Annotated in this window: 21 protein-coding genes and 4 pseudogenes; 12 read left to right on the forward strand and 13 right to left on the reverse strand. The window is 68.9% G+C overall.

What is annotated here, in order from left to right; all coding sequences use genetic code 11:
* Positions 1-2: 2 nt before the first annotated feature.
* The 5 genes from IE206_RS29005 to IE206_RS42660 all read left to right on the forward strand — a co-directional run bounded on the left by IE206_RS29005 (position 3) and on the right by IE206_RS42660 (position 4,026).
* Positions 3-695: a TIGR03943 family putative permease subunit gene (locus IE206_RS29005; protein WP_308433958.1), complete on the forward strand. Its 693-nt coding sequence runs from the start codon at positions 3-5 to the stop codon at positions 693-695.
* A gap of 346 nt (positions 696-1,041) precedes the next feature.
* Positions 1,042-1,212, forward strand: a complete 171-nt coding sequence (rpmF, locus tag IE206_RS29010) for a 50S ribosomal protein L32 (RefSeq protein ID WP_189967194.1) — start codon at positions 1,042-1,044, stop codon at positions 1,210-1,212.
* Between the two features lie 471 nt (positions 1,213-1,683).
* Complete coding sequence (locus IE206_RS29015) at positions 1,684-1,905, forward strand: hypothetical protein (RefSeq protein ID WP_229853242.1); 222 nt, start codon at positions 1,684-1,686, stop codon at positions 1,903-1,905.
* Positions 1,902-2,918 (forward strand): CobW family GTP-binding protein, encoded by a 1,017-nt coding sequence (locus tag IE206_RS29020; protein WP_189967198.1) that lies wholly within the window; start codon positions 1,902-1,904, stop codon positions 2,916-2,918. The genes IE206_RS29015 and IE206_RS29020 overlap by 4 nt, the downstream gene beginning before the upstream one ends.
* A gap of 808 nt (positions 2,919-3,726) precedes the next feature.
* A complete protein-coding gene (locus IE206_RS42660; RefSeq protein WP_229853243.1) occupies positions 3,727-4,026 on the forward strand; it encodes a hypothetical protein in 300 nt (99 codons plus the stop codon).
* A gap of 65 nt (positions 4,027-4,091) precedes the next feature.
* Here IE206_RS42660 and IE206_RS29030 read toward each other — a convergent pair whose 3' ends face one another.
* The 8 genes and pseudogenes from IE206_RS29030 to IE206_RS29060 all read right to left on the reverse strand — a co-directional run.
* Entirely contained in the window at positions 4,092-4,847 is a 756-nt protein-coding gene (locus IE206_RS29030) for a class I SAM-dependent methyltransferase (protein WP_189967202.1), read from the reverse strand.
* An 85-nt stretch (positions 4,848-4,932) separates the two neighbouring features.
* The gene (locus IE206_RS29035) at positions 4,933-6,144 is read right to left on the reverse strand and encodes an aminotransferase class V-fold PLP-dependent enzyme (protein WP_189967204.1); all 1,212 of its coding nucleotides are present in this window, start codon (positions 6,142-6,144) and stop codon (positions 4,933-4,935) included.
* A gap of 7 nt (positions 6,145-6,151) precedes the next feature.
* The gene (locus IE206_RS29040; RefSeq protein WP_189967206.1) at positions 6,152-7,495 is read right to left on the reverse strand and encodes a pyridoxal-phosphate dependent enzyme; all 1,344 of its coding nucleotides are present in this window, start codon (positions 7,493-7,495) and stop codon (positions 6,152-6,154) included.
* Positions 7,485-8,963 (reverse strand): type III PLP-dependent enzyme domain-containing protein, encoded by a 1,479-nt coding sequence (locus IE206_RS29045; protein WP_189967208.1) that lies wholly within the window; start codon positions 8,961-8,963, stop codon positions 7,485-7,487. Before IE206_RS29045 ends, IE206_RS29040 begins: the two co-directional genes overlap by 11 nt.
* Positions 8,964-9,079: 116 nt before the next feature.
* Entirely contained in the window at positions 9,080-9,577 is a 498-nt protein-coding gene (locus tag IE206_RS29050; protein ID WP_229853244.1) for a Fur family transcriptional regulator, read from the reverse strand.
* Positions 9,571-10,407 (reverse strand): metal ABC transporter permease, encoded by an 837-nt coding sequence (locus tag IE206_RS42665; protein ID WP_229853245.1) that lies wholly within the window; start codon positions 10,405-10,407, stop codon positions 9,571-9,573. Before IE206_RS42665 ends, IE206_RS29050 begins: the two co-directional genes overlap by 7 nt.
* Before the next feature lie 128 nt (positions 10,408-10,535).
* A pseudogene (locus tag IE206_RS42670) lies at positions 10,536-11,078 on the reverse strand (metal ABC transporter permease); the annotation flags it as partial.
* A gap of 236 nt (positions 11,079-11,314) precedes the next feature.
* Positions 11,315-11,803, reverse strand: a pseudogene (locus tag IE206_RS29060) (transposase); the annotation flags it as partial.
* 206 nt (positions 11,804-12,009) lie between these two features.
* Here IE206_RS29060 and IE206_RS29065 point away from each other — a divergent pair.
* From IE206_RS29065 to IE206_RS29075, 3 genes are all read left to right on the forward strand, one after another.
* Positions 12,010-12,723 carry a VOC family protein gene (locus IE206_RS29065; protein WP_189967210.1) on the forward strand — a complete coding sequence of 238 codons (714 nt, stop codon included), beginning with the start codon at positions 12,010-12,012 and terminating at the stop codon, positions 12,721-12,723.
* A gap of 489 nt (positions 12,724-13,212) precedes the next feature.
* The gene (locus IE206_RS29070) at positions 13,213-13,458 is read left to right on the forward strand and encodes a hypothetical protein (RefSeq protein WP_189967212.1); all 246 of its coding nucleotides are present in this window, start codon (positions 13,213-13,215) and stop codon (positions 13,456-13,458) included.
* 54 nt (positions 13,459-13,512) lie between these two features.
* Positions 13,513-14,304: an aminotransferase class IV gene (locus IE206_RS29075; RefSeq protein ID WP_189967214.1), complete on the forward strand. Its 792-nt coding sequence runs from the start codon at positions 13,513-13,515 to the stop codon at positions 14,302-14,304.
* A gap of 959 nt (positions 14,305-15,263) precedes the next feature.
* On the opposite strand, the gene IE206_RS29080 is transcribed toward IE206_RS29075, so the two are convergent.
* The 3 genes from IE206_RS29080 to IE206_RS29090 all read right to left on the reverse strand — a co-directional run bounded on the left by IE206_RS29080 (position 15,264) and on the right by IE206_RS29090 (position 17,878).
* Entirely contained in the window at positions 15,264-15,458 is a 195-nt protein-coding gene (locus tag IE206_RS29080; protein WP_189967216.1) for a hypothetical protein, read from the reverse strand.
* Between the two features lie 61 nt (positions 15,459-15,519).
* A complete protein-coding gene (locus IE206_RS29085; RefSeq protein WP_189967218.1) occupies positions 15,520-16,044 on the reverse strand; it encodes a hypothetical protein in 525 nt (174 codons plus the stop codon).
* A gap of 526 nt (positions 16,045-16,570) precedes the next feature.
* On the reverse strand, positions 16,571-17,878 hold the full coding sequence (locus IE206_RS29090) for a YhgE/Pip domain-containing protein (RefSeq protein ID WP_189967220.1): 1,308 nt from the start codon (positions 17,876-17,878) through the stop codon (positions 16,571-16,573).
* Positions 17,879-18,009: 131 nt separating this feature from the next.
* Between IE206_RS29090 and IE206_RS29095 the strand changes: the two genes are divergently transcribed.
* Positions 18,010-18,675, forward strand: a complete 666-nt coding sequence (locus IE206_RS29095; RefSeq protein WP_189967221.1) for a MerR family transcriptional regulator — start codon at positions 18,010-18,012, stop codon at positions 18,673-18,675.
* Positions 18,676-19,840: 1,165 nt separating this feature from the next.
* On the opposite strand, the pseudogene IE206_RS43835 reads toward IE206_RS29095, so the two are convergent.
* Positions 19,841-20,380, reverse strand: a pseudogene (locus IE206_RS43835) (eCIS core domain-containing protein); the annotation flags it as partial.
* Between the two features lie 1,501 nt (positions 20,381-21,881).
* The gene (locus tag IE206_RS29105; RefSeq protein ID WP_229853246.1) at positions 21,882-22,502 is read right to left on the reverse strand and encodes a TetR/AcrR family transcriptional regulator; all 621 of its coding nucleotides are present in this window, start codon (positions 22,500-22,502) and stop codon (positions 21,882-21,884) included.
* 67 nt (positions 22,503-22,569) lie between these two features.
* Between IE206_RS29105 and IE206_RS42675 the strand changes: the two are divergent.
* From IE206_RS42675 to IE206_RS29115, 3 genes and pseudogenes are all read left to right on the forward strand, one after another.
* Positions 22,570-23,184: pseudogene (locus IE206_RS42675) on the forward strand (alpha/beta fold hydrolase); the annotation flags it as partial.
* 97 nt (positions 23,185-23,281) lie between these two features.
* The gene (locus IE206_RS42680) at positions 23,282-23,899 is read left to right on the forward strand and encodes a hypothetical protein (RefSeq protein ID WP_229853253.1); all 618 of its coding nucleotides are present in this window, start codon (positions 23,282-23,284) and stop codon (positions 23,897-23,899) included.
* 733 nt (positions 23,900-24,632) lie between these two features.
* A complete protein-coding gene (locus tag IE206_RS29115; protein ID WP_189967222.1) occupies positions 24,633-25,712 on the forward strand; it encodes an RICIN domain-containing protein in 1,080 nt (359 codons plus the stop codon).
* Positions 25,713-26,059: the final 347 nt, after the last annotated feature.

Raw genomic sequence — 26,059 nt, forward strand, 5'->3', positions numbered from 1 at the left:
AGATGCTGCCTGCCGTGCTGCTCGGCCTCGTCGGCTGCGCCCTGCTGAGGATCAGCCTGCTGAGCGATCTGTACCTGCGGTACGTGAAGGAAGGGCTGCGGCCCCTGCTGATCGCGTCGGGTGTGGTGCTCGTCGTGCTGGGCTTCCTCGCGGCCCTACGAACCCGGGAGCCTCACGGGCACGACAAAGACGGTCACGGGCATGCGCATTCCGCAGCCGGTCCCAAGACGGCCTGGCTGCTGGCGTTGCCCGCGGTCATGCTGCTGCTGTTCGCGCCGCCCGCCCTCGGCTCGTACACCGTCGCCCGGGACGGATCCGGAGCGGTCGCCCGGCGCACCACGTTCGCTCCGCTGCCCAAGCTGAGCCCGCTTCCGCTGTCGCTGAGCGACTTCACTAGCCGGGCCGTCTGGGACGAGAAGGGATCGCTTAAGGGCCGCACGGTCCGCCTCACCGGATTCGTCGCCCCGGGCAACGCCACCGCCTGGCAGCTCAGCCGGGTCGTGGTCAGCTGCTGTGCGGCGGATGCCCGGGTGCTGAAGGTCGAGGTGCACGGGATCGTGGCCCCGCCCGCCGACAGCTGGGTCACTGTCACCGGAACCTGGCGGCCCGCCGCGAAAGCACCGGCGCTTGACGCCATCAAAATCGAGCGCATCGCGCAGCCCAGGAACCCCTATCGCGACAGCGCGCGGCCCTGAACTTCAGCCGAGCTTGAGCGTGAAGGTGTAACTGCCCTGCCCCGGACGGCAGGGCATCGCTCCGCCGCAGAGTTGCGGTGTGCGCGGACAGGTCCCCGCCCCTGGCTGCCCGAAAGGTGCTCACGACTCGCGCCCCTGACGGGCAGAGGAAAAAACAGACAGGACTTCGCGCCTTGGCTGATGACGGTCGCCCCTGCGCTGGCGCAGACCGTCCGCGCCCGGGCGCGTCACCTTGGACCGCAGGACCTGCTCAACCCCGGCAGGTCTGCCGATGAGGCCCTATTGCTAATGGCATCCATTTTCATTTAGCGTATCCTTCGCGTACCGACGATGGAGGTCTCTCCCCATGGCTGTTCCCAAGCGGAAGATGTCCCGCTCCAACACCCGCCACCGCCGTGCCCAGTGGAAGGCAACCACGCCTCAGCTGGCCCCCTTCACCGTGGACGGCTCCGTGTACCTGGTGCCGCAGCGCCTGATGAAGGCGTACGAGCGCGGGCTGCTCCATCCGGAGGGGTGAGGCGAGAGCGGGCACAGCCGCAGACCAGATGCTCCCTGCCGCGGTCTGCTGTCGACTGACCCGGCGCCGGCAGGAGGAACGCTCGGCTCTCGCCCGGCCGGTGCGCCGTGCGGCGAGCACCGGCGCTCCATCCCCTCGTGAGCCGACAGGGCCCGAGGAAGTATGCCCGTAGACGGTGGGGCCGCACGGATCCCGGCGGTACTCGGGAATTGGCGTCCATGAGTACCGGCCGAGGAGCCGTACGAGCCCGCCACCGGCCGTCGGCAGCGCCTGACGCGCTGCCGACGGCAGCCCACACCACGCTCGCCCGCTCGCTCATTGGCCACGACACCCCGCGGGTGAGGCGATGAGCTCCCGTCCGGGCGCCGCTCCCCGCAACGAAGGAGAACCGCCGTCATGCCGCTCGGATTCCGCTCCGGACGACCGGAAGGGCCCCTCCCTGGTCCGCAGTTGGACGAATTGAAGGAGACCGTGCGTCGTCTTCTCGACCTCGACGAGGACACCGCCGTCATGATCCGCCAGCTCGGCTGCACCGAGTCGGGCTGCCCGCCGCTGGAGACAGTCGTGGCCGTGTTCCCCATGGACGGCCCGGGTCGCCGCTGGACCCTCCACCGCCCAGCCGGGCAGGTCACCGAGGACGATCTGCGTGCTGCCCTGCTCGGCGCGCCGCAAGAAGGAGCCCACCACCCATGACCACCGCACCGCAGCCCCGCGATGAGAGGGTGCCCGTCACCGTCCTGACCGGATTCCTCGGCTCGGGCAAGACGACCCTGCTCAACCACGTTCTCACCGAGCAGCACGGGCTGCGGATCGCCGTCATCGAGAACGAGTTCGGCGAGGTCGGCGTCGACGACGCCCTCGTCCTCGACGCCGAAGAAGAGATCTTCGAGATGAACAACGGCTGCATCTGCTGCACCGTGCGCGGCGATCTCATCCGTATCCTCGGCGCGTTGATGCGCCGGCGGGAGAAGTTCGACCACATCTTCATCGAGACGACCGGCCTGGCCGACCCCGCGCCAGTGGCGCAGACCTTCTTCATGGACGACGAGATCGCCGCCCAGCTGCGCCTGGACGCGATCGTCACCCTGGTCGACGCCGCCCACGTGCGCCAGCACCTGGACGAGGCCAAGCCCGAGGGGGTGGGGAATGAGGCCGTCGAGCAGATCGCCTTCGCCGACCGGATCGTGCTCAACAAGACCGACCTGGCTGACGACGCGACCATCATCGACGTCGTCAGGCGCATCCGCGCCGTCAACCACCCCGTACGCATCATCCCGGCCCGGCGCGCCCGGATCGACCTCCAAGACGTCCTGGACGTGGGCGCGTTCGACCTGGAACGGGTGCTCGCCGACCACCCGTCGTTCCTCACCGACACCGAGCACCAGCACGACACCACGGTCACCTCGGTCGGCATCGATCTGCCCGGCGAGCTCGACGAGGACCGCCTCGAGCGGTGGCTGGGCGAACTGCTCCGTACCAAGGGCGTCGACATCTTCCGCTCCAAGGGCATCCTCGCCATCGCGGGCGCGCCCAAGCAGTACGTGTACCAGGGCGTGCACATGCTCCTGGACAGCGAGTTCGGGCGGGACTGGCGGGACGGCGAACCGCGCCGCAACCGCCTCGTCTTCATCGGCCGGAACCTCGACCGGGCGGCCCTGGAGCGCGGCTTCTCCGCGTGCCTGGCCATGGCGGGAGAGGCCGCGTGAGCTTCACCGTCTCCGACCATGCGCTGACCACCGCCCGGTAGGCCGTCATCGACGACGCGCCCGTCGCGCTCAGGCCCTGGTGGCCGTCGCCGGGGCCGGAGGCACGGTTCGCGTTTGTGAGGCGGGCGCCGAGGCCGGCGCCCTGGAGCTTCCTGGCGGCGCGTGGACGGGCGTTCGGCGCTGTACGAGACCGGCGCCTGGTCGTCGACGGCCGTCTGGGCGAACCACAAGCGGGTCGCCGTCGCCTCCGGCCGCCGCGCTCTCGTACTCGCCGCGGACGGTGAGGAGTTGTGGGCCACGGGGCCCGCTGCCTCCACCGTCACCGACCTCGCCTGGATGCGTGAGGGGCGGCGCCTGGCCGTCGCCGCGTACGGTGCTGTGCGCTGCCACGAGCGGCACACCGCGCGGCCGGTCGTCACCCACCCCTATCTCGGCTCGCACCTGGTACTCGCCGTCGCGCCCACCGGCCGGTGGGTATCCGGCGTGGCTCGCCTCCGGTCACGGAGCTCGCCGCCGCGGTCGGGATGGAACAGTCGCGGTCTCCCACCAGCTGCGCCTGCTGCGGGCCCGCGGCTCGCCGTCTGCCGGCCATTGAGGCTGGCCGCCGGGGCGTGTACAGCCAGCTCGACACCCACGTTGCCCAGCTCCGGGACGAGGCCGTCCGTCACATCGATCACCTACGGATGGGGCGCGAGGGCATGGTGTGATTCCGGCCGACTCGCCAGGCCAGGCGTGCATCCGTGCCCCGCCGAGAGGAGACTCGGACTCACGGGGGAAGCCGGAGAAGAACACACGCGAGGGAGTCCACATGGCGACCGCCATTCACGTCCCGCACACCGGGCACACCCATGAGCACGGCAGTGGTTGCGGCCATGTTGCCGTGCCTCATGCCGACCACGTCGACTATGCGCACGACGGTCATCTGCACCGCGTTCACGACGGGCATGCCGACGAGTGCGAACCCGCCGGTCACACCGTGCACCAGCACCACGACCACCAGCACCGGCCGGGCTGTGGACACGTCGCAGTGCCGCATGCCGACCACGTCGACTACATCCACGACGGCCACCGCCATGCTGATCACGAGGGCCACTGGGACGATCACTGAGCGCCGTCGTCGGGTGCTGACTGCCCCCGACGGGTGGCCGGTGCGGCTACGGAGGAGCCGGGCAGTTATCGGATCGCGACGATGATGTAATCGCTGCCGAACTGCCAGACCGGTGCCACGTCCTGGAACCCCGCATCCCGGAGCAGGCCGACATGGTCGGCCAGGGTGAGAGCGTTGTCAGGGATACGGGACGGGTGACGCATGGAGCGGGGGCTGAGGAGATCAGCCAGTTCGGGCTCGTCTTCCGCCGCCGTCCACCAGGACTCCCAGTCCTCATCCGTGGACAGTCGGCACCGTTCATCCCGGCGGCGACCCACGTGCAGGGTGATCTCCGAGATTCTGCCGCCGACCGCACGAAGCCGGTCACTGTTGACGAGTACTCCGCCTGGACGCATTACCGCGGCGATGTCGGTGTACGTGCGGTTCAGCGCGTCCGTGCCGAGGCAGTGCAGCGCGGTGGTGGAGACCACCGCGTCCAGTGGGCCGCCCAGCTCCAGTTCCTCGATCCAGCCGTCCGTGCCCATCGCTGTGCGGACGAAGCGGGCGGCGGTCGCGTAGTGGGTCCTGCCTAGTTCCAGGAGCAGCGGGTCGATGTCCACGGCCACGATGTCCGCGTGCGGGAGTCGCCGGGCCAGCCGCGCGGCCAGTGATCCTGGGCCGCACCCGAGGTCGGCGACAAGGGGCCGGGGCTGGCCTGTTGTGACGTGCTCGACCACATCGGCGATCACGGTGAACCGGTCCTCACGGTCGAGTGCGTACCGCTGCTGCTGGACCTCCCAGCGCCGTACCCACTGCTCGGCCGTCGCCATGCTCAGCCCCATCCGGCCGCGCCACCTCTGCCGTCTCGCACTCAGTCTTCCGGATCGCTCCGACCCTACAGGTGGAAACAGTTTCCATTCGCGTATTTCACTCCAACGTGGCGAGGACAGCGAGGAGTTGGTCGATCTCCTGAGGGGTTTTGTAGACGTGCAGACTCACGCGCACCGACTCCTGCCTCTCGCCGGCACTGCCCTGGCAGTGGCTGTCGGAGCGGACCATGAATCCGTGGCTGAAGAGGATGAAGCCGAGGTCGCCGGAGTCGATGGCGCGGTGGCGGAAGGTGACGATGCCGTGGCGCTGTTGCACCTCTGTGTCCGCGGCCAGGCTGCGCTGGCAGCCCAGGACTTCGTAGGCGGGCAAGCTGCGCAGTCCGTCGGTGAGGCGGGCGGCCAGAGCGCGGGCCCATCGGTCGATCCTGTCCGTCCCCGCGGCGTCCAGCCAGTCGAGCGCCGCCCGCAGGCTGGCGATGCCCGTGGTGTTGGGGCTGCCGCCCCAACCGGCGGGTGCGAACTGCGGTCCGCGGGCGTTGCGGGCCCAGACGGCGCCGGAGCCGGGCAGGGCCAGGGTCTTGTGGCCGGAGAAGACGGCGAAGTCCACGTCGAGTTCGGTCGTGGACACCGGCAGGTGACCGACGCTCTGGGCGGCGTCCAGGCAGATCGCCACGTGGGGGCTGACGATGCGGCGGATCCGGTGGATGTTCATGTTGCCGCCGTAGACATGGTGGACATGAGAGGCCGCGACGAAACGAGTCCGCTCAGTGACCAGTCGGTCCAGTGCCGCCAGGTCGTAGTCTCCTGAGCCCGGTTGGTAGGGCATGGGGCGGACCAGGACGCGGATCCCTTGCCGGGCCAGCAGGTCACGTGCTTCGAGCCACGGCAGGATGTTGGCCTGGTGGTCGGCGAACGGGACGATGATTTCGTCCCCGTCGTCGAGGAAGGGGACGAGCCAGTCGCGTGCGATGGTCCGCAGCCCTTCGGTGGTCCCGCTCACGAAGTGCACACCGGAGTGCTGCGGGTCCGGGTCGTGCAGGAACTCCTTGATCCGCTGCCCGGTCTCCCGCACGAGTGCGGTCGTCTGGTTGGCCCAGGTGTAAGTGCCCCGACCCGCATTGGCGTTGGTGGTGGTGAGGTAGGTGTGGACAGCGTCGAGGACGGCCTGCGGCTTCTGCGTCGTCGCCGCGCTGTCCAGGTACGTCAGGTCCGGATGGCCGGTGATGATCGGGAACTGGGCGCGGAGGGCCAGGTGCCACTCGTGCAGCTCGGCCAGCACAGCATCGGCAGGGGCTTGTGTGCTGCGCACGGCGGCCTCATTCCCTCACCAGCGGGGCGCCCGCGTCTCGCCAGGCGATGATGCCGCCCCGCAGGCTGCGCACGTCGCGATGACCCATGCGGGAGAGCAGGGCGGCATACCGGGCGGACTGCTCGCCCACCGGGCAGGCCAGCAGCACCGGCCGGCTCTTGCTGAACGGCAGTCCGCCGCGGACGAGTTCGCCGAACAGCTCGTCGACGATGTTCAGCGAGCCCTCGATGTGCAGGGCGGCGTAGGCGAAAGGGCTGCGCAGGTCGACGACGAGCGGGCGGTCCCGGTTGATCCACGGCAGGGCGTCCTCGACGCCGATGTCAGTGGCGGAGGCGAGATCGGCGTCGGAGAGGCGGGTGAGAGAGTTCTGCTGCTGTGGGAGACCCAGCAGCTCGGGGCGCCGTTCGCGCACATAGCCGAGGTAGCCCTCGATCCGGTCGCACACGATGAACACCGCGCTCCTGCGGTCCTGTTCACCGCCTTGATCCCGCTGCATCAGTTCGGCATCGGCGGCACGCAGATGGCGTACGGCTCCGAAGTAGGCGGCTCCGCCCGTCGGGCCGGCCAGCACGCCGCATCGCCGGGCCAGCGTCAGCATGCCGTCGATGGCCTCGTCGGAGGTGACGGGGGCGATCGTGTCGTAGACGGCCGGATCGAACAGGCCGACCTCCTGCACCTCGTCGATGGTTCGGATCCCGGGTACGAAGTCCGACTTGTGTGCCACGAGTCCCACCACCGTCACATCCGGGGTGTGCTCCCGCAACACCGTGGCGACGCCCGCGGACGAACCGGCGGTGCCCACGCAGGCGATGAAATAGTCCGGGGCCCGGCCGTCCAGATCCTTGATGATCTCCGGCCCGGTGCCCGCCACATGCGCCTGGAAGTTGAGGGCGTTGTAGTACTGGTCGGTGTAGAGGTACGAGCTGCCGGGCTCGGTCAGTGTCTGGTGGAACAGGGTCAGCGGATCCTCGGCGTTGGTCGGATCGAGGCACTCGGTCTGTCCGGGCAGTTCCTCGACCTCCGCCCCCAGCAACAGCAGCAGGTCCTTGGTCCCCGGGATCCGCATCCGGTTGGTGACGGTCTTGAACGGCACCCCGTGCATGCCCGCCAGCACGGCCAGGGCCTTGGCCGTGTTCCCGCTGGACAGCTCCACCACCGTACGGCCATGCTCCGCCGCCTCGCTCAGCCCCGGCCGCACCATGTTCCACGCGGCCCGGTCCTTGACCGAACCGAACGGATTCAGCAGCTCCAGCTTCGCGTACAGGTCGATGCGGCGCAGGCCGTGCACGGCCGGATCGATACGCAGGAGCGGAGTGTTGCCGATCGCGTCGGTGATGCTGTCAAGCCTCATGAATGCCCTCCCCTTGTATGACCGGCCAGTACTGCTCGTCCAGACTCCACCGCCAGGCGCCCTCCTCCTGCCAGGCGGCGACCTTGCGCGCGACAGGCTGGTGCTGCGCCTGGTCGGCGCTGAAGTCCATGCAGTAGCCCGCGGTGTTCGGGAAGCCCAACAGGTCACCCGGCTGTGGCAGGCACGGCAGGAACACCATCCGCCGCGTGATCAAGTCGGTTTCCAGGCACAGGTTGCCGGCGAGATAGACCCCCACCGGCTCGCCGTGCGCTGCTGGGTCACGCATGCCGGCCCGCGGCACGACGACCGGGTCCATCAGGACTCCGTGCTCCTCCAGGCCGATGTCATCGGCATTCGCCTCCAGCCGCACCATGCGGTCCCCGGCCGCGGTGCGGCGCACCTCCAGGACCCGCGCCAGGGTGAGCCCACACTGGTCGACCAGGGCCCGCCCGGGCTCCGTGTAGAGGTCGTAGAGGCTCTCCAGGAGCGAGGCCGCAAGTGTGCGGCCCAGCAACGGAGCGGGGTGGGACAGCAGTGCATCGAGATACCGCTCCCCGGCCACGGGCCGGTGTGCCGGATACAGCGCGAGCCCGCCGCGCAGCGTGCCCGCCTCGCACCGCAGCCCGTACCCGTGCCGATGCCAGGTCAGGGCCTCACGGTTGCCCATCACCGCCTGAGTGAGCTCGGTCGTGTACTGGTCCCACTGACCGCCGTCGGCAAGGTAGTCGACCCCGAAGCCCCCGCCCGCGTCGATCACCCGCGGTTCGAGTCCCCGGCTTCGGCACTCGTTCATCACCAGGACACAGCCTTCGAGTGCCACCGCCTTCTCGGCGATGCCGGTCGTGTCCAGGTGATAGCCGACCCCCATGAAGTCCACGGCGTCCTGGTGCCGTTCCACCGCCTTCAGCAGCGCGTCCAGTTCCCCCATCGGCGTCCCGAACCGGCTCTGCCTGGTCAGCAGCCTGACTCCGGGTGAGGAGAACGACGAAAGCCGCAGCAGCACGCGGACACGCGGCAGGCCGTACCGGCGCACCACGGCGGCCAGGTCGTCCAACTCGCCCCGCCCGTCGACGTTGACGGCCGCTCCGCTGCGCGCCGCCAGCCACAGGAACTCCGGGCTCTTGGGCCCCGTCGCCATGATCTGCGCAGGGGTGAATCCCGCCCCGAGGGCGTGCTGAAGTTCACCCACGGACGCCACGTCCATCCCGGCTCCGGCACCTTTCGCCGCCAGGCGCCGCACCAAGGCGCTCGACCGGTTCGCCTTGTGCGCGAAGAAGACCTCACCGCCCAGATGATGCCCGCGGTACACAGCGCGGAAATGCGCAAGATTCTCGACGATCTGGTCCGGCAGCACCACGTTGAGCGGAGACCCGAGCCCGCCCGCCAGCGTATGGAGGAAGCCGGAGGCGCCCAGCAGCGACGCCAGCCGGGGCTCCAACCGCGGCTCCAGGTATAAGGGGAGATCCATCCTCCGAGGTTCCTCCCCTCATCCAGGGCAGAACACCCCGCCTCAGCAACGGGACGTGATCACCGAAATCCGCCCAAACGGCCGTTCGGTCTATCCATTTCCCTCCCGGAGATGGTTTACGCCCCCGCCCGCCGCCCCATAGGAGGGCCCTCGCTGGACGGGGAGGGCAGGGGCGACTTTGAGGAGTGCCGACTGCTATCCGGCGCGGCAGTCCGGGCAGATGCCGGTGAGTTCCAGGTGTGCTCGACTTCGGCGAACCCCGAGGCGGCCGTGATGCGTTCGGCCCAGGACTCGACGTCCTCGGCGTCGATGGGCATGCCCAGGCCGCAGTCGCGGCACAGCAGGTGGTGCCGGTGTTCGGCGGCGGCCCGGTGCCGGCAGAGCCGCTCGCCCACTTTCGTGCGTACGACATCGGCGCGGTCGGCGGCCGCGAGGGCAGCCAGGGTGCGGTAGACGGTGCTCAGGCCGATGTGCGAACCCGCCGTTTCGAGGGTGGCGTGCAGCGTGCGGGCGCTGACGAATCCACTGGCTTCCCTCAACGCCTTGAGCACGGTGGCGCGTTGGGCCGTACGGCGGCCGATCAGGGTCGCGTCGTCGGGTGGGGTGGTCACCATGCCGCTGCCACCGCCCTCGTACGGGGCCGTACCACGGCGAGTGACACCACGTAGACGGCGGTGACGACGGCCATGATGGTGAAGCTGGGCGGGAGTTGAGGCACGGCATAGCTGAGGGCGAGCCCCGCCCAGACGTCGGCCACCGCGAGACCCGCCGACAGGGCGAGCGCCCGGTAGGGGCGGTCGGTGAGGCGCTGGGCGGTCCCGGCCGGTGCGGCAAGGAGACCGAGCAGCAGCAGGGAGCCGATGGCTTGGGTTGCTTCGGCGGCGGTGGCGCCGACCAGTACCAGGAAGACGATGCCCAGGGCCCGTACGGGAACGCGACGTGCGGCGGCCACCGCCTCGTCGACGGAGGCGAACAGCAGGGGCCGGGCCACCGCTAGCACCGCCAGGCAGATCCCTGCTGAGACGGCCGCCGCGAGCCAGGCTTGCTGCGCTGAAAGGCCGAAGATGGAGCCGAACAGGACGGTGACCCCCGCCGTACCGTCGGCCGTGCCGCGCGACGTCGTGTAGAGGGTGAGGAAGAAGACGCCGAGGCCCAGGATCCAGGAGAAGACGTTGCCGATGGCCACGTCGTCAGCCCGGCCGTGCTTGCCGAGCACACCGATCACGACCGCGAGGAGCACGGTTGCTCCGAACAGGCCGAGCCGAAGGTCGTAGCCGAACGCGAGCGCCGCGAGCGCACCGGTGAAGGCGACGTGGCTGAGGGCGTCGCCAGTGAAGACCTGGGCGCGTAGCACGAGGAAGTACCCGACGAGACCGGCGGCCAGGGCGATCGCCGTGCCGGCCAGCAGGGCGTGTACGAAGTAGGGGTGGGAGAAGGCGCACATGCCGCACTTCCCGGCAGTGGTCGGCGGCGTCCGGCCGTGGTGAGCATGCGGCCCAGACGGGCGGCCGCGTAGGCGGCGAAGGTGAAGGTCGTCACGTAGAACCCGATCGGATACGGGGAGTAGTACGCGGTGATGAGACCCGCCCAGGTCACGCCGAGCGCGATCAGTACCGAGAGGAACAAGCTCGGGACGGGGCGGGCGGCGAGCTGTTGGGCGGTCGCGGCGGGCATCACGAGGAGACCGAAGACCAGGAGGATGCCGGTGATCTGGCTGGCCTCGGCGGTCGCGGCCCCCAGCAGTACGAGGAAGACCACAGCCAGGGCTCGCACGGGTACCCCGCGCGCGACAGCCACGTCCGGGTCGACGGAGGCGAGCAGCAGCGGCCGCCCGATGCACGCCAGCACGCTGAGCGCGAGCGCGCCCACCACGGCGAGCACGGTCATCTGGGCGGTCGTGATCCCCAGGAAACTCCCGAACAGCAGGGAGTTGACCCCGCCGAGGAAGCCCTTGTAGAGGGATACGAAGAGGAATCCGCAGGCCAGCACGAAGGCTTGCACGGTGCCGGTGAGCGCGGACTCCTGGCCCCGGCCGCCCTGTCCGGCCCGTGGGATGGCGGCTATCGCGAGGGCACCGCCGATACAGAACGCGAAGTAGCCGATTCCGGCGCTGATACCGAGGAGTGGCGCGGGTGTGTCAACTTAACGGCTGATCTTGGTTGTTGGGTTATCGCTGGCCGGTGGGGGTCAGGCGGCCATCGAAGGCGATCTGGAAGGCGTTCAGGGGGGCCTTCCAGCGCATCGTCCAGCGGCGGCGGCCCTTGCCGGTCGGGTCCAGGCTCATCAGTGCCATGTAGACGCACTTCAACGCGGCGGCCTCCGAGGGGAAGTGGCCGCGGGCCCGAACCGTTGATGGCGTCCACGAAGACGACCGGGGTAGACGCGGTCCAGCGGGCGGGCCTGCCATCCGCCATGCCCTCCATCACCGTGTCCGTGATCGTGGTGATGGTCTGCCTGGACACCTCCGCCCCGTACACCTCGGCCGGATGAGCCGATATCTCCCCGTGCGTGAGGCCCTTCGCGGACAACGGGAGCACCATCTCGTCCACGCCGGTCAGACGGCGCTGCCGCTTGCGGACGATCTGCGGCTCGAAGGCGCCGGCGGTGTCGCGGGGCACCTTCACCCCGACCGGGCCGACATCGGTCAGTATCGTCTTGGCCCGGGTGCCGTTCCGGCTGTTGCCGCTGTTCCTGCCGGCCGCGTCGTGCTTGTCACAGCCGACGTGGCCGGTGATCTCGCCCTCCAGGGCGGACTCCAGCACCCGCTTCGTCAGCTGCTGCAACAGACCACCCTCCCCGGTCAGCCGCAGCCCCTCCGACCGGGCACGCTCCACCAGCATCGCGACGAGCTGCCCGTCGGACACGAGCACAGGCAGCCCCAACCGGGCACTCTCGACAGGCTCCACGGTCTCCAACTCCACGGCGGTATCTGTCACTTGACGTCTCTCCCATGATCGTCAGATCCGCCGTTAGATTTACACTCCCTCGAGGCGCTGACATGACGCGCTGCCGACAGGCACTCAACGGACCGAGGATGCGTGGCGCAATGAGCAGCCGACTCTCCGCAATTTCCTTCGACGCGCACCAGCCCGAGCGCCTGGCGCATTTCTGGTCTGGCGTCCTGGGCTGGGAGAGAGCCGACGATTCTTACGACGGCGTCGCCCTGCTGTCCGGTAGTGACGCCGGCTACCGCCTCGGCTTCCGTCCCTCCCAGGCACAGAAGGTCGCCCAGAACCGGCTGCACTTCGACCTGACCAGCTCCTCCCTGGAAGACCAGCAGGAGACCGTGGCCAGGGCGCTCGACCTCGGCGCGCGGCACGCCGACGTCGGCCAGGGACCGGACGCATCCCATGTGGTGCTCGCCGATCCCGAGGGCAACGAGTTCTGTGTCATCGAGCCGGGCAACAATTTCCTCGCCGGCTGCGGCTTCCTCGGAGCGCTCGCCTGTGATGGTTCGCAGGCCGTGGGCTACTTCTGGAACGAGGCGCTGGGCTGGCCGCTGGTCTGGGACCAGGACGAGGAGACCGCCATCCAGTCGCCGAACGGCGGCACGAAGATCACGTGGGGCGGTCCGCCGCTCATGCCGGACCCCGGCAAGGACCTGCACCTCGAACTCGCGCCGGACGGCGATCAGCAAGCGGAAGTCGAGCGCCTGCTCTCCCTCGGGGCGAAGCGTCTCGACCCCGCCGACGGCGGGGACGGCGCCGTGCTGCTGGGCGACCCCGACGGCAACAACTTCCGTGTGCTCAGGCACCGATGACACCGGAACCCACGGGAGCCGCGGTGGCGGTTGCTACTGGGAGGAGCGCAGCACGGAGCTGGACAGGCCCCCGTCACCAAAGGGACAGCTCAACGCGTCCCACGAGGAGAGCTACACCCGGAGTCGACTGCCCGGGAGGTCGTTCTCAAGGCGTGCGAGCCGGACTTCGGAGGGTTGTACCCGGGGTTGCCTGCAGGGGTGGCTGGACAGGGGGATGGGCCGTTGTGCCGGAGGGTTCAGCGCAGGTGTGGACCCCTCTTCCGTGATCTTGCTTGTTGTTCCTGGTCAGGCCTTGTGGGCAAGCCTGTTCCGGGCGCCGACACCTCTTCTACGTGATAGCCGTAGGAGGTTGGGGTTCAGGCAGGGGGCGGGCCGGGCTGTTGCTGTTGTAGATGTACGGCGGGTCTGTCGAGCACGTGGTGATGGTCGTGGCCCGCCCGGAGGCAGCCTCGGAGTGACAACCCCGAGTCGTCAGCGGATCGACGGGCGGTGCATGTGGCCGGTGGCTGGGTCGTGCACCTGGTGGGGGATGGCCATGTCCTGGAGCCCGGCCGGACCGATCCGGTGCAGGCGGCACTGGCGTTCCAGGAGCAGGGCGCACGGTGGCTGCAGCTGGTCGTCGCCGAAGACGGCACCGAAGGCGGTGGACTCCTCCAGGCCCGCCGGATCATCGACTTGATGCTCCCGGAGCTGGCCGTGGGGAGTCGGGGCGGCCCTGACGTGCGGGTGTGGTGATCGTCTCGGAATGTGCCACAGCCCCAATACGCAAGATCGCTTAGGGTGACGGGCATGGATGATCATCGTTTCCCGTACGTCCAGGTTGACGGGTGCGCCGTCGCTCCGGATCCGCTGCCCACGGTGTTGATGGGCGGATTCGGTCACATGACCGCGATGCAGGTCAGGTCTGGCCGGGTGCGTGGGCTCGACCTCCACCTGGCCCGTCTGGACATGGCCACCCGGGAGCTCTTTGGTCAAGGGCTGGACGGTGCCCTGGTCACCGGCCGGCTTCGCCAAGCCCTGGAGGAAGCAGCAGTCACCGACGCATCAGCGCGCATCTACGTCTATCCACCACAGGCAGGACCGCTCCCGGTGACGGTGGTCGTTGTCCGTCCTCCCGCGCCCGAGCTCGCTGGACAGCGTCTGCGGAGTGTGTCCTACCTTCGTCCCTTGGCCCATCTCAAGCACGTGGGGGTGTTTGGCCAGGCCTACCACTTGAAGCGGGTGGCCGCTGAAGGATTCGACGAGGCGCTGCTGGTGGGGCCGGACGGCATGGTGGTCGAGGGGGCCGTCACGAACGTGGGCTTTCTGAAGGGCGGCACGGTGGTATGGCCCCAAGGGTCTTCCCTGGACGGCATCACGATGCTGTTGCTGCGGCGGGAACTGGACCAGGCGGGAACCGCCTGGTGTGAGGAACCGGTGCCGTTGGCGGACATAGACCGCTTCGATGCAGCCTTCGTCTGCAACTCCCAGGGCATCGCCGCGGTGACCCAGATCGATGACATCCGGTATCCGCGGGACACGGCACTTGTGGGTACGCTGCAGAAGATGTACCAGGCCGTCCTATGGGACGAGCTGCACTGAGACGGCATCCGCTTCCTGCGGGGCCAGGTGACGGGCTGTGGTCTGGCGAGGGGAAGCCTGCGAGGCCCGCGCGCGGTGTCCGACGCACTCCCCGACGGCGTCGAGGCTGCGGGACTCGTACGCGATGCCCGGGCGCTGGTTGTCTCGGACTCGTCTGGGGCGGCGGGGATGGACCGGGCTTGCTGGTTGCGCGCTGCTGGGCTGTGTCGTCCCAGTGGGTTTGAGTTGGTGGTTGTGTTGGCGGGGTTGTGACCTGCGGTGCTGCACATTCTGGGACGGGTTGGTGCGGGGCTTGGGGCTGTTGTTTTCTGGGTTTCTGGGTGGGGTTGGGGCTTTGACCTGGTGTGCTGCTGGGAGTGGGATTGCTGCACAACGGTTGGGACTTCCTGGGGTGTTGTAGCGGGGTGTGGCTGGTGGTTGGAGGGTGTTCGGAGTTCGGATCACGGGTTTGGGGATTCGTCTGCTCGGTCCGGCCCGCGCGCCGACCGCCGGGAAGGTCGTTCTCAAGGTGTTCGAGCACATCTTGGGTTGTACCGGGGGCTGCTTGCAGGGGTGGCTGGACAGGGGGATGGGCCGTTGTGCCGGAGGTTGCAGCGCAGGTGTAAACCCCCCTTCCGTGATCTTGCTTGTTGCTCCTGGTCAGTTCCTGTGGGCAAGCCTGTTCCGGGCGCCGACACCTCTACCACGCGATAGCCACGGGCCCCTTTGAAGGCGCTTCGCGCCGGGCCCGCCCCTGCGGGGCAAAGACAACCAGGGGGTGTCTGGGCTTCCTGGGGGCCTAGCGGCCCTGGCAGGCTCGCCTTGGGCCCTTGGGGCCTCCTGGGCGCTGTCTGGGGCTAGGGTCGGGGCAGCCTGCGTCGATATGGCGTGCGTGGGTGAGGCTCGGTGCCCGGTTTTTCGGGGGGAAGTACCGCCGGGCCGCCTCAAGCAGGCACCGGGCCCCGGCCGGTGACGAGCGGTCAGCGCGCGCCCGCTTCCGGGCCGGTGCCGAGTTGCCGTCGACTGGGGGAGCGGGGAGCGAGCGCGGGCCCCTCGGCGGCCGTGTGCGGTGTCTCGGCAGGCTCGGCGGCGAGGCGGGCCCGGTGGGTGGCTGTGGGCTGTGCTGGGGGAGTTGCGGGGCGGGGGCCGGTGCCCAGGGCGCGGTGTTTGGTCATGGGCCCAGTCTCCGGGGTGCTGCGGCGCCCGCCGCTCCCAGAGCGGCGGGCGGGGGTTGGGTCAGGCTCGTGCGCAGTTCTGGATGCCGATCCACGCGTTCTGGCCGGCCCAGTGTCCGCTAGGGATTTTGACGTCGGTTTCGACCCATGCGGCGTCGTGGCCGCTGGGCCAGCTCGCGTACATGTAGAACTCCCGGTCGTCGCTGAGTCGGCGGTACCGCGCGTACCGGTGCGGCCCTACTTCTTTGACCACCTTGAACTGCTGTCCAGTGGTCCAGGTGCAGCCGCTGTCGATGTGGATGGGTTCGGTCTCCGAGCTGGGGTAGCCGTGGTCGCTCTCGCTCATTTTGGTCCACTGGTCCTTGGCCCACATCTTGTCCCAGTGGGTGACCTTGCAGGTGCTCCCAGGGATAGTGCCGTGGGAGACCTTGTCGCCGATCTTCTTGATCGGGTTCTTGAGGATGTCGTTGCCTGAGTCGAGAGTGGGCGAGTCCTGGTCAGAGGGGGGCGGCTCCTGAGGGCCTACCTGCTGGGGTTCGGCCTCCTCGTACCCGGCGGCCCACGGGTCGTCAGTCTGCGTGCTCATGCGCTTCCTTCGGCTCTGAGGGTGTCCTGTGGTCGGGCACAGGACCGGCTGTCACTCAGGTAAGAGGCCGTGGCCTTGAAGCTCCAGGGGTTGTTGCACAAGATCACCTGGTTGGGCCCGTGCCTTCACCGGGGAAACGTTTTGACTGCTGCCAAACATAGTGATACTCGGCGTTGGGTTTTCAGTGGTTCGGTGTTGGGGTTTCAGTTGGGTGTTTTGGCTGTTCCCGTGAGTGCTGCTGAAGTTGGGGTGCTGTGTTGGCGGTGAAGGGTGGCGCCGAATGTTGGTGAAGGTGTGGCGCCGATCATGTGGGGCAGTGAGTTGGGGCGTCTCAGTTGGCTCTGCCGTTGTGAGCCGAAGTCCCCTTTGTGAAGGCTCCGTATCCGGTGCTGATGGCGGACAGCGTGCTGGTGTCCCGTCGTAGGCGCCGCAGGGTGGGCCGCCGCATCCCCGCGGCTCTGCCACGCAAAACGGACGCGCCCACTCCCCGCGGGGAGTGGGCGCGTCCGCTGTCGCAGCGAGACGGTCAGACCGCCGCGGACTCCGGCTCCACGTCGATGGACTTCGCCGACTGCGGGACCCGGTGCAGGCCCTTGCGGTCGTAGAAACGCGTGAGGCCGAAGCCGAAGAGCAGGGTGGCGACCAGGGCGATGCCCAGGGAGACCCAGGCGCGGGTCAGGCCGGCGTCGGCCTGGGCGTCGTAGTAGAGGATCGAGCGCAGGCCGCCGGTGATCTGCCGCAGCGGCTCGAACTCCGAGAGCACCCGGAAGAAGTCGGGCAGCGCCTGCAGTGGCACCGTCGATCCCGAGGACGGGACGGCCATCGCGACGAAGATGATCGTCGAGAGCAGCATGCCCGGGGTGCCGAAGGCGCGCAGCAGGGCCAGGGCGCCGATGCCGACGACGGCGATGGTGGCCACGGAGTAGACCCACAGCAGGCCGAGGTGGGAGGCGTCCATGCCGAGAACGCCCACCGTGGCGAGCTCGACCAGGGAGCCCATGACAAGGGAGAGGCCGACCATGAGGACGGAGTCGATGGCCAGGGTGCGCACCCGGCTCGTGCGGCGCAGGGGGTTGCGCTGACGGAAGGGCCCGTAGTCGGTGTGCAGGTAGCCGAGGAAGGTGTCGACCTGGGAGATGAGCGCGTTGGCGCCGAGCATGCCGCAGACGACCAGGACCAGGGCGTAGTAGAAGGCGCTCAGGCCCATGGCGCTGTGGGTGCCGAGCGGGTGGCCGTCGGTGACCTGGACGCTCACGGGGTCGGCGAGCATCAGCTGGGCGGCCGGGGCAAGCTTGGCGCCCTGGGCGTTCGCCTGCTTGAGGAGCTCCGTGCCGAGCTGGGCGGAGGCGCCGTGGGCGGCCTTCTGGGTCGCCTGGCTTGCCATGGAAGAGCCGAAGCTGCCGGCCGACTGGTTGGTGAGCACCGTGATCGTCGGCCGGACGGCCTTCGTCTGCTGCGGGCTGACCAGTCCCGTCAGCGAGGCGGTAAAGTTCTCCGGCACGACGATCGCGCCGAAGAGCTTGCCCTGGCCGATCCGCTTGTCGGCCTCTTCCTTGCCGAGGACCTGCCAGTCGAAGCTGTCGTTGCCCTCCGCGGACTTCTTGACCCCGGAGACGACCTGGTCACCGGCGTTGAGGCGCTTGCCCTTGGCGACGACGGCACCCTTGTCCTCGTTCACCAGGGCGACGGGCAGGTCGCGCAGATGACCCTTGGGGTTGACGTTGCCGCCCACGTAGAGGAGGGAGAACAGGGCGGCGATCACCGCGAGGATGAGGCCCGAGCCGATCCACAGCCGCGGACTGCGGAGCGCGGAGGAGGGCGGAGGGGAAGACATGAACGCTCCGGTTCGATCACACAGAGTAACTAGATACTTAAGGTATCCAGTGCTGGACAGTGACAATATCGGATAAGGACGTCCGATCGCGACCGCGGGGTACCCGGCCACTTCGCCGACGAGGAAGCTGCATGAAGATCTCGGAGCTCAGTCGAACGACCGGCGTGCCGGTCGCCAGCATCAAGTACTTCCGTCGGGAAGGCCTGCTGCCGGCAGGCCGGGCAACGGCCGCCACGCTGGCCGAGTACGGGGACGAGCACGTCCAGCGCCTGCGGCTGATCAAGGCACTGACCACCCTGGGCGGTCTGTCCATCGCCGCCACCCGCGAGGTCCTGGCGGCGGTCGACCGGGCCGACAGCGCCGACGGCACCCTCAAGGCGATCAGCTACGCCCTGCCGGTGCCCGTCGCCCAGGCCCCGGCCTGCGGCGCGGACGAGGAAGCGGCGGCCGACGCGGCCGCGGCGGCGGACGTCTCCGGCCTGATCGCGGCGATGGACTGGCGGATCCCCGGCACCTCGCCGCACGTCCGCGGTCTGACCACGGCGCTCCGGGAACTCCGGCGCCTCGACGCGGACTACCGCCCCGAGCGCCTCGTCGCCTACGCGGAGCTGGCCCGCTCCATTGCCCGGCTGGACCTGGAGCGCGCGGCCGCCTTCGAGGACTCGCCGACCCTGGCTGAGCAGGCGGTCGTCGTCCTGGCCCTCTCCGGCCCCATGCTCGAACTGCTGCGCCGCCTGGCCCAGGAGGACCAGGTCCGCCGCCGGACGACGTTCGAGGACGCCGACGCCAGCGCATAGCGCCCGACGCCGCCCGCGCGGCCCCGGTGCGCGGGAGGTCCGCGCGGTGCGTGATGGGTTCTCAGTTCCCGCTGCCGGCTGTGGGCGGTCCCTCGGCGGGGAACAGGATAGGGCTGATGGCGGGCAAGGCCGGGTTCGTACCCTCACTGTCCTGCCGGACCCACCACACCCCGCACGGTTCGGGTGGAGCACCCAGCCGGTCCGCCGGCGGACGGGTTCGAGGTCGCGTACGTCGCCCCGGACGGCTCGGTTTTGCGGCGTCCGCTGGTGCCTGGACCGCGTTTAGGGCCTGTGCGATGGATCAGTTCGGTGCCGCGCGATAGAGCTGGGCATGCACTCCGACGGTCCGCAGCAACCGGACAGCCGCGACCCGCTGGTGGCGCGGACGGCCCTCCGCCAGGAGCTGGCGCAGCAGCTCAAACAGGGCCCCGCAACGGCGTCGGGGCCCTGCTCACGCTGCACGTACTGGGCAAGCGCCGCAACGCCCGCCGCAGAGGACGAGGCCCTGGACACGGACGGAACCCGCCGCGCCCGCGCGTTCATGTGCGTCTGCCGTGCCGCTGCTACGGCTTCCGGCGCTGGGCTCCGGCGCTCGTGTGCCCGCGTCGGCCGTCCGCCCGGTTCACGGCTACTGCTCCGGGAACTCGTTGAACCGGAAGTCCCGCCGGTTCCATTGGGGCTGCGGATCCGCCATCGCTGCTTCGCAGACCTCCGCCACGCGCGACCAGTGGAGAATGATCTCCTTTCTGCCGCGGCCCTCGTCGTCGGCATTCATGTATGCCCCGTCGTACCCGTCCTGCAGGATGGAGTCCATCAGGAAGGTGCCGGCCGGGTAGTTTCTCGCTTCCTTGACCATCGTGGCTTTGGCGTCTCCGCCGATATGCCCGGCGTCTGCTGTTTTGCCATAGATCTCAAGGAGCCTGATGGGCTGTGTCAGGGTGATCTGCAGGAGGTTGTTCCCTTCATCCTCCATGTACCCGATCGAGACGTTGGCCGGGGTGCCCAGGTAACAGGCCCCCCATTCGCCGTTGGTGTGGTAGGTCGCGGCCGCTGCTATCAGTGCCTCACCGCTCTCCCAGTCGCCGCCCTTGAAGGCGATGGTGCCTGCGTCCAGTGTGTGGGTCCGGAACTGGAGGTCGATCTCCTGCTCCGCTGCCGGCGCGTTCATCCGCTGCACAGCCGGCTCCGTTGCGGCACGCCGCGCGGTGGTCTCGTCCCGGCTGTCGGTGAGCAGCTGCAAGGAAGCCGGGCCGCGCATCGCGCGCGTGGCATTGGCCTCCGCTTCGCGTTCGAAGCGGTCGGAGGGGTCGGAGACTTTGAGACCTGACCCGTTGTCGGTTCCGGCCACGGGCCCCTGGCGCTGCTGGATGACATGGGTCAGCTCGTGGGCGAGGGTGTGCTTGTCGTCGCCGCCGTCGCCGATGACGACATGGTTGCCGCTGGTGTAGGCGCGGGCACCGACTTCGGCGGCCGACGCCTTCGCGGCGGAATCATTGTGAACGCGGACGTCGGAGAAGTCGGCGCCGAGCCGGGTCTCCATGTCCGCGCGCGTGGCGTCGTCGAGGGGACGACCGCTGCTGCGCAAGACATTGTGGACGACGGACCGCTGCACCACGGGTGCTGTCTGCTCGACCTGCTGGTGACCGCACCCGGCCCCGTGCCGGTGCTGCTCTTGGGCTCCGGAAGGACCGGCGTTGCGGAGCATCTGCACGACAGCCGCATTGCCCACGGTGCTCTGCAGAGCACGTAGACCCTGCGGCGATAACGGGCCTGGTTGTGAACGGGCGGCTGCTACTTCCCGCGTGACTTCGGAGGCCCGATTGGATTTTCCCCCGTTGCCCGTCCTTGTTTCTCCGCCCTGTGCCCGCACCGAGGGCCCCCTTTCCAGAATCGACAGCGTGTACTACCTGGATACAGGAGCGTTGAGCTGCGCGGCGAGGTCCGCGAGGGCAAGAGCTGGGCGTCTGACCAGGCAAAGGCGCTGATCGGGAGCTTGAGGAGCGACGGGCGGCGGTGCAGGTCCGGGGTGGCCGAACTTGAGGAGCAGATCGCCGTGTCGACCCACCGCCTGGAGGCTGAACGGTCGCGGTTGGAGCGGTTGACGGTGACGCGCGAGACCCGTGAAAGAGGCGCCCTGGCCGTCGGCCGGCGCGGCGGTCAACGTCCAGGTGCAGGGGGCTACGGGGAACGTCCCGTCCGTCCTTGTCCTCCCCGTCCCGCGTGGGGGCGACCAGGCCACGCGACTGGCGGCCGCTGAGAGTGCGTACGACCGTGCCGGTGTTTTTGTCGGCGAGGGTGAGGGCCCACGAGGCGGCCGGTTTGCTGAGCCACCAACGGGGCGCCCACACGCCTGAATTGGCGTTCGCTCGGGCGGGTGCGTCTGTGTCGATCGCGTTCAGGGCGGAGGCGGGGATGCCGGTAGGGGCGATGTGAAGGGTGTCAGTGCAGGCGGCGGGTCCGCCGAACCGGTCCACGGTCCAGCCCTTGCCCGGCTCGGCCTGCTTGGGCCTGCCCAGGGCGCGGGTCACCGACGTGCCGCGCACGGTGACACTGAGGACACCGTTCTGCTGCCATGCGACGTAGCCGTCGCCCAGCCGAGCGCTTTGGTGCACGGGCAGCGCGACGTTCCGCTTCGCGGCGGTGTCGTACACCCCCGAAGCCGAACTTCCGCACTCCCAGAGGAGGTTGGATCCATTGGCCTGAAGCGCGGTGATGTCGCAGTCGCTCACGTTCACGGTGCCGACGGTCGTACCAGTGCGTACGTCGGTGGCGTTCACCGTGCCCTTGTCCCCGCTCTCCACCCACAGGGTCGAGCCGTCGAGGGCGAACGATCGATTGCCCGCATCGGCCGGAGCCGTGTAGACGGCCTGACCGCTACCCAGGTCGATGACCTGGATACGCGGTTGGTAGGAGGTGGCGTCCTGTGCGTGCACGCGTGCCACGGCGTAGCGACCCGACGTCTGGAAGGGGTCCTGGGGCCGGTTGTAGGTGTACTGGTCAGCGACCGTTCGGGTGGGCAGTTGCGTCCCGTCGTCGAGGACCTTCACCAGGCGGCCGCTGGGCAGTCGGTAGGCCAGCCGTCCGTCGCCTGCGGACTTCAGATCCGGGCAGGGGCTCATTCGCAACCTGAGGCGAAGTCACCGGCCGCGCTTCCGCGGTCCGTGGGCTCGCTGACCGACAGCGGGCCGGTCACGGTGAGGTCCTGGCTACGCAGTCGGGGAATGTGGTCTGTCGGGAGCTGTGGGAGGGACAGGTGCTGCCCAGCCGCGCAGGATGACGTCGATGGTTGACCGGAACGCGATGTCGGCTGCGGCGCCGTTGAGGCTGCCGGTGAGTTCGAGGGTCACGAGTCCGTGGAGGGCGACCCACAGCGAGACGGCGATCCGTGTGGTGTCGCCGGTGAGGAGGTGGTCGGCCACAGCGCGGTCGATCGCCGCGACCAGCGGCCGTACCGGATCGTGGTCGCCGACCCGGGTCGAGGGTGCGAAGGACTGCGCGCCGCCGAACAACACGGTGTACAGGTGGCGGTGTTCACGTCCCCAGTGGCGATAGGCCGCGGCCAGCGCGTCCAGGTCCTTGAGGGCGTTCTCCGCGCGGGGAACCGCCGTCAGGTGCTGGAACAGGCCCGCGACCGCCTGGTCGCGCACCTCGCTGACCAGGCCGTCCTTCCCGTTGAACAGCGTGTACACCGCGGCTGTCGACGTGCCGGCGGCGGTGGCCAGCGCGCGCACCGTGACCGACTCCTGGGGGCGGGTGGTGAACATCTCGGTCGCGCAAGCCACGAGGCGTTCTCTGACGGCGGCGTCGTTCGTTCTCGGTCTTCCCACAGGAGCAGTTTAGCCGCACTGATAACATCGTTTCAAAACGACGTTTTAAAACGCTGGGGGAAGTGTCATGCCACCATCCGTCATACGTTCCTTGCGCTTTACCGGCCGTCTGCTGGCGGCTGCCGCCCTGGTGGCCGGGCCGGCCGCCCTCTTCCTCGCACTGATCGTGGCGACCGATGGCCGGGGATCAGGCCTCGCCGCATGGTCCGCAACCGTGGGGGTCGCGGTGGTCGTAGCGCTGTGGCGGGGCCGCCGCCGTTCGTGGCGGGGGCGGCTGGTGCCCTTCCTGCCGGTGTTGGTCGCAGCGGCCCTGACACTGTCGGTGTGCGTCCCGACCGTCCCGACGACGCGCCGCTACCCGCCCGCCCTGTCGTTCGTGGCGACCGAGCACTGGCGCCTGTCCACCGGCAGCAGGGTCGCGGTCTACCACTACCCGCCCACCGGCCACAGCCCCCGGCGCGGCGTGCCGCTCGTCTACCTCAACGGCGGGCCGGTGCGCGGCATCTCGCTCCTCGACCACCACTTCCTGCAGCGGCTCGCGGGACAGGGCTACGACGTCTACGCCTACGAGCAGGCCGGCGGTGGACGCAGCGACCTGCTGCCCATGAACCAGTACGCGATCACCCGATCCGTTGAGGATCTCGGTGCCTTCGCCGGCAGGTTCGGCACGGGCGGCGTCGACGTCCTGGGATTCTCGGCGGGCGCGGTCGTGCTCACCCGCGCCTTGGCCGACCCGGCTGTCGCCGTCCACCTGCACCGGGCGGTCATCGCCGGGACCGATGGACGGCCCGACCGCCCGGATCGCGGGGAACAAGGGCGGACCGTCCGCGCGCGGCATCGCACCGGCCATGACCGGGCCGCGCTCCACACATGTCCCGCGGTACGCGGTCGCGTTCGGCCTCATGCGGCTCGGACTGCTCAGCCCGGACAACGGGCTGACAGGGCAGGCGGAAGGGGACAATGCCTTCACCGCCGCCGATCTCGGCAGCGACACCGCGTCCGGCTACTGCGCGCGGGACGCACACCGCATCCCCGTCGAGGACACGGCGGCCAACTTCACCTTCAGCGCCGCCGCGAGCCTCCGCATCCAGCAGACAGTCATGGACTCACCCTCCATCGCCCCTCAGCTGAGCCGTTCCCGGACACCCGCCATGCTGATGATCGCCGAATGCTCCTCCCAGATCCGGCAATGGGAGACGACCGTCCTCGCGGAGGACCCCGCCGTCCAGCGAACCCAGTACATGCCCGGCGTCGGCCACCACATGTGGAACGGTCTGGGCGACAACGACCAACGAGCAGCGGCCGTCATCACCGCATTCCTCCAGGACAAACCCGCCCCTCTGCTCAACTACCCCACCCGAGCAGACATCCCGGCCTTCCTCCGCGACCACAGGTGAGCAAGCCCGCGAACGTGCAGAGCGAGCCGGGCCTGTGACGGCCGGCTGCCTCCGCAGTTCGCGATGATGAGGCAGAGGATCTTCGATACTGCAATCAGATCGGCTGGATCGCGACCTTCAACGGCACCGCGACTGAGACCGGTCGCACGGTGCGCGTGGAGGGCTGGGAACACGACCGAGTGCGCCGTGCCGGGCGACCAGCAGAAAAACCGGGCAAGCCTCCCGCATCTGGGGGTCAAGCCGGGCCATCAGGCCGATCGTGGCCCTTCGGGTCCCTGCGAGGGTGGCGAGTTCTCCGCTGGTTTCGTCCTGACAGGTTGGCGTGCGCTGGGAGCTCTACGCCTGGCTGTGAGGTCACGGCTCTGCGGCCCGATGGCGTGGGCTCCCGTCCGGCTACCGCCTGCCGCTCGACCGGTGCGGGAGCGGACCGTTGTGCGTCCGCTCCTGCCGTCGCACTCCCTCGGGGCTGCCTGAGACGCCGGCCGAGGCGTCGGCCGCATAGCCGAAGAGCAGGTCAACCGGGCATATCCGGCCATGTACCGCATGGCGAGAAAGATCACCACTCTGTGCGATTGCGATACCGCTGTCGGTGTTCGGCGGTAGCGTGCCGTCGCTGGCGTGATGGCCCATCAGATCGGCTGCTGGAACAGGCACGCTGAGCAGCACAGACGCAGTCTGTGACTTCCCGGTTGCCCGCAGGGGCCTCGTGCGGGCCCAGCAGGAGGGGATCATCGTGGCATTCACGCCAGGCAGGACGTACCGGATCCGCAACAAGGCGAGCAACGGGCTGGTTGTGACACCCAAGAACTGGGCTTCAGGCGAGACCCAGCTCCAGATCTATGGACTGCAGACCGATGGCAACCGCATCAGGCAGATCTGGCACGTGATGCCGCTGGACAACGACGATGTCATGATCGTCAACAAGAAGACCGGCCTCTGCTTCAACGTCCACCAGAACAGCACGGCCCCGTCGACGGGCGTCCAGCAGTACGACATCCAGTCGCCTGCGGTGAACTCCTCGCAGAAATGGATGCTCAGGCCCGCGACAAGCGGCTACTACACGGTCGTCAACAAGAAGAGCGGCCTGGAACTGACCCCCCAGAACTGGGGCACATCGCCGTCGACCAACCTGCAGCAGTACACCCCCGGCGGGCCCGGCGAGCGCGAACGCCAGTACTGGGCGCTGGAGGTGGAGGACGAGTACCCGCAGATCACGGGCCTCAGGCCGGTCGACAGGGACCCCAACGACATCGGGGACGTCATCCGCCTCACGGGCTTTACGGAGCCGTCGCGGGACAGCACACCGGAGGTGCTGATCGGCCAGCTGGCCGTCCCCTTCTTCACGATCGGGGACTCCTCACCCCAGTGGCAGGTCGACAACAGCCCGTACTACATCCTCAAGCGCTACGGCTACTGGCAGAAGGTGTTCTTCTACGAGCACCCCGGCACCAGCAGGGTCACGAAGACAAAGAAGGTCACGGTCGGCCTGACCACGAGCACCGGCAAGACCGTAGAAGAGACGACCGGCATCTCGGTGACCGCTGAGGCGTCGTTCGCCTACAAGGGCTTCTCCGCTTCCCTGAGCACCACATACAGCCGTGAGTTGAAAGTCACCACCTACACCGGCGAGGTGCACGAGCACTCCACCGAGGACACGATCGAGCGGGAGTACCAGGCCGATCACGTAAGGATCGCCGAGTGCCTCTGGTACAGGGGAGACCGCTACACCGTGGAGCGCATGGACGGGACCAAGGTCCTGGAATGGAACACCCTTAACCCGGCGGTCGAGGTTCTGGACGGTCACCGAGGCTGACGCCTGCCGGACGCAGCCACAACGCTCGTTACCCGTCAGGTCACCCTTGGCGGTGCTCGGCTGCCGAGCACCGCACCAGGCAGTCCCCCCTCCACTAGCGGATCGCCCGACCGAGCGCTGGCGCCACACAGATGTCGTGGTGCATCGACGCGCCACTCAAGTCGGTGAGCTGCACTCACGTGAGACAGATTCCACGGCAACAGCCTTGACCCCGGGTGGGTGATTTGCGGGACACGGACGTGCTGGGCAAGGCCACCGACGGTGTGGACGCGCGTGGTGAACCTGGCCGCCGCGTCCCGGCTCTCCGGGACAGGACGGCTGCTGCTGAGCGCGCCGTGCCGGGCACC

Source organism: Streptomyces violascens, from assembly GCF_014649955.1.
GTDB classification, from domain to species: Bacteria; Actinomycetota; Actinomycetes; order Streptomycetales; family Streptomycetaceae; genus Streptomyces; species Streptomyces violascens.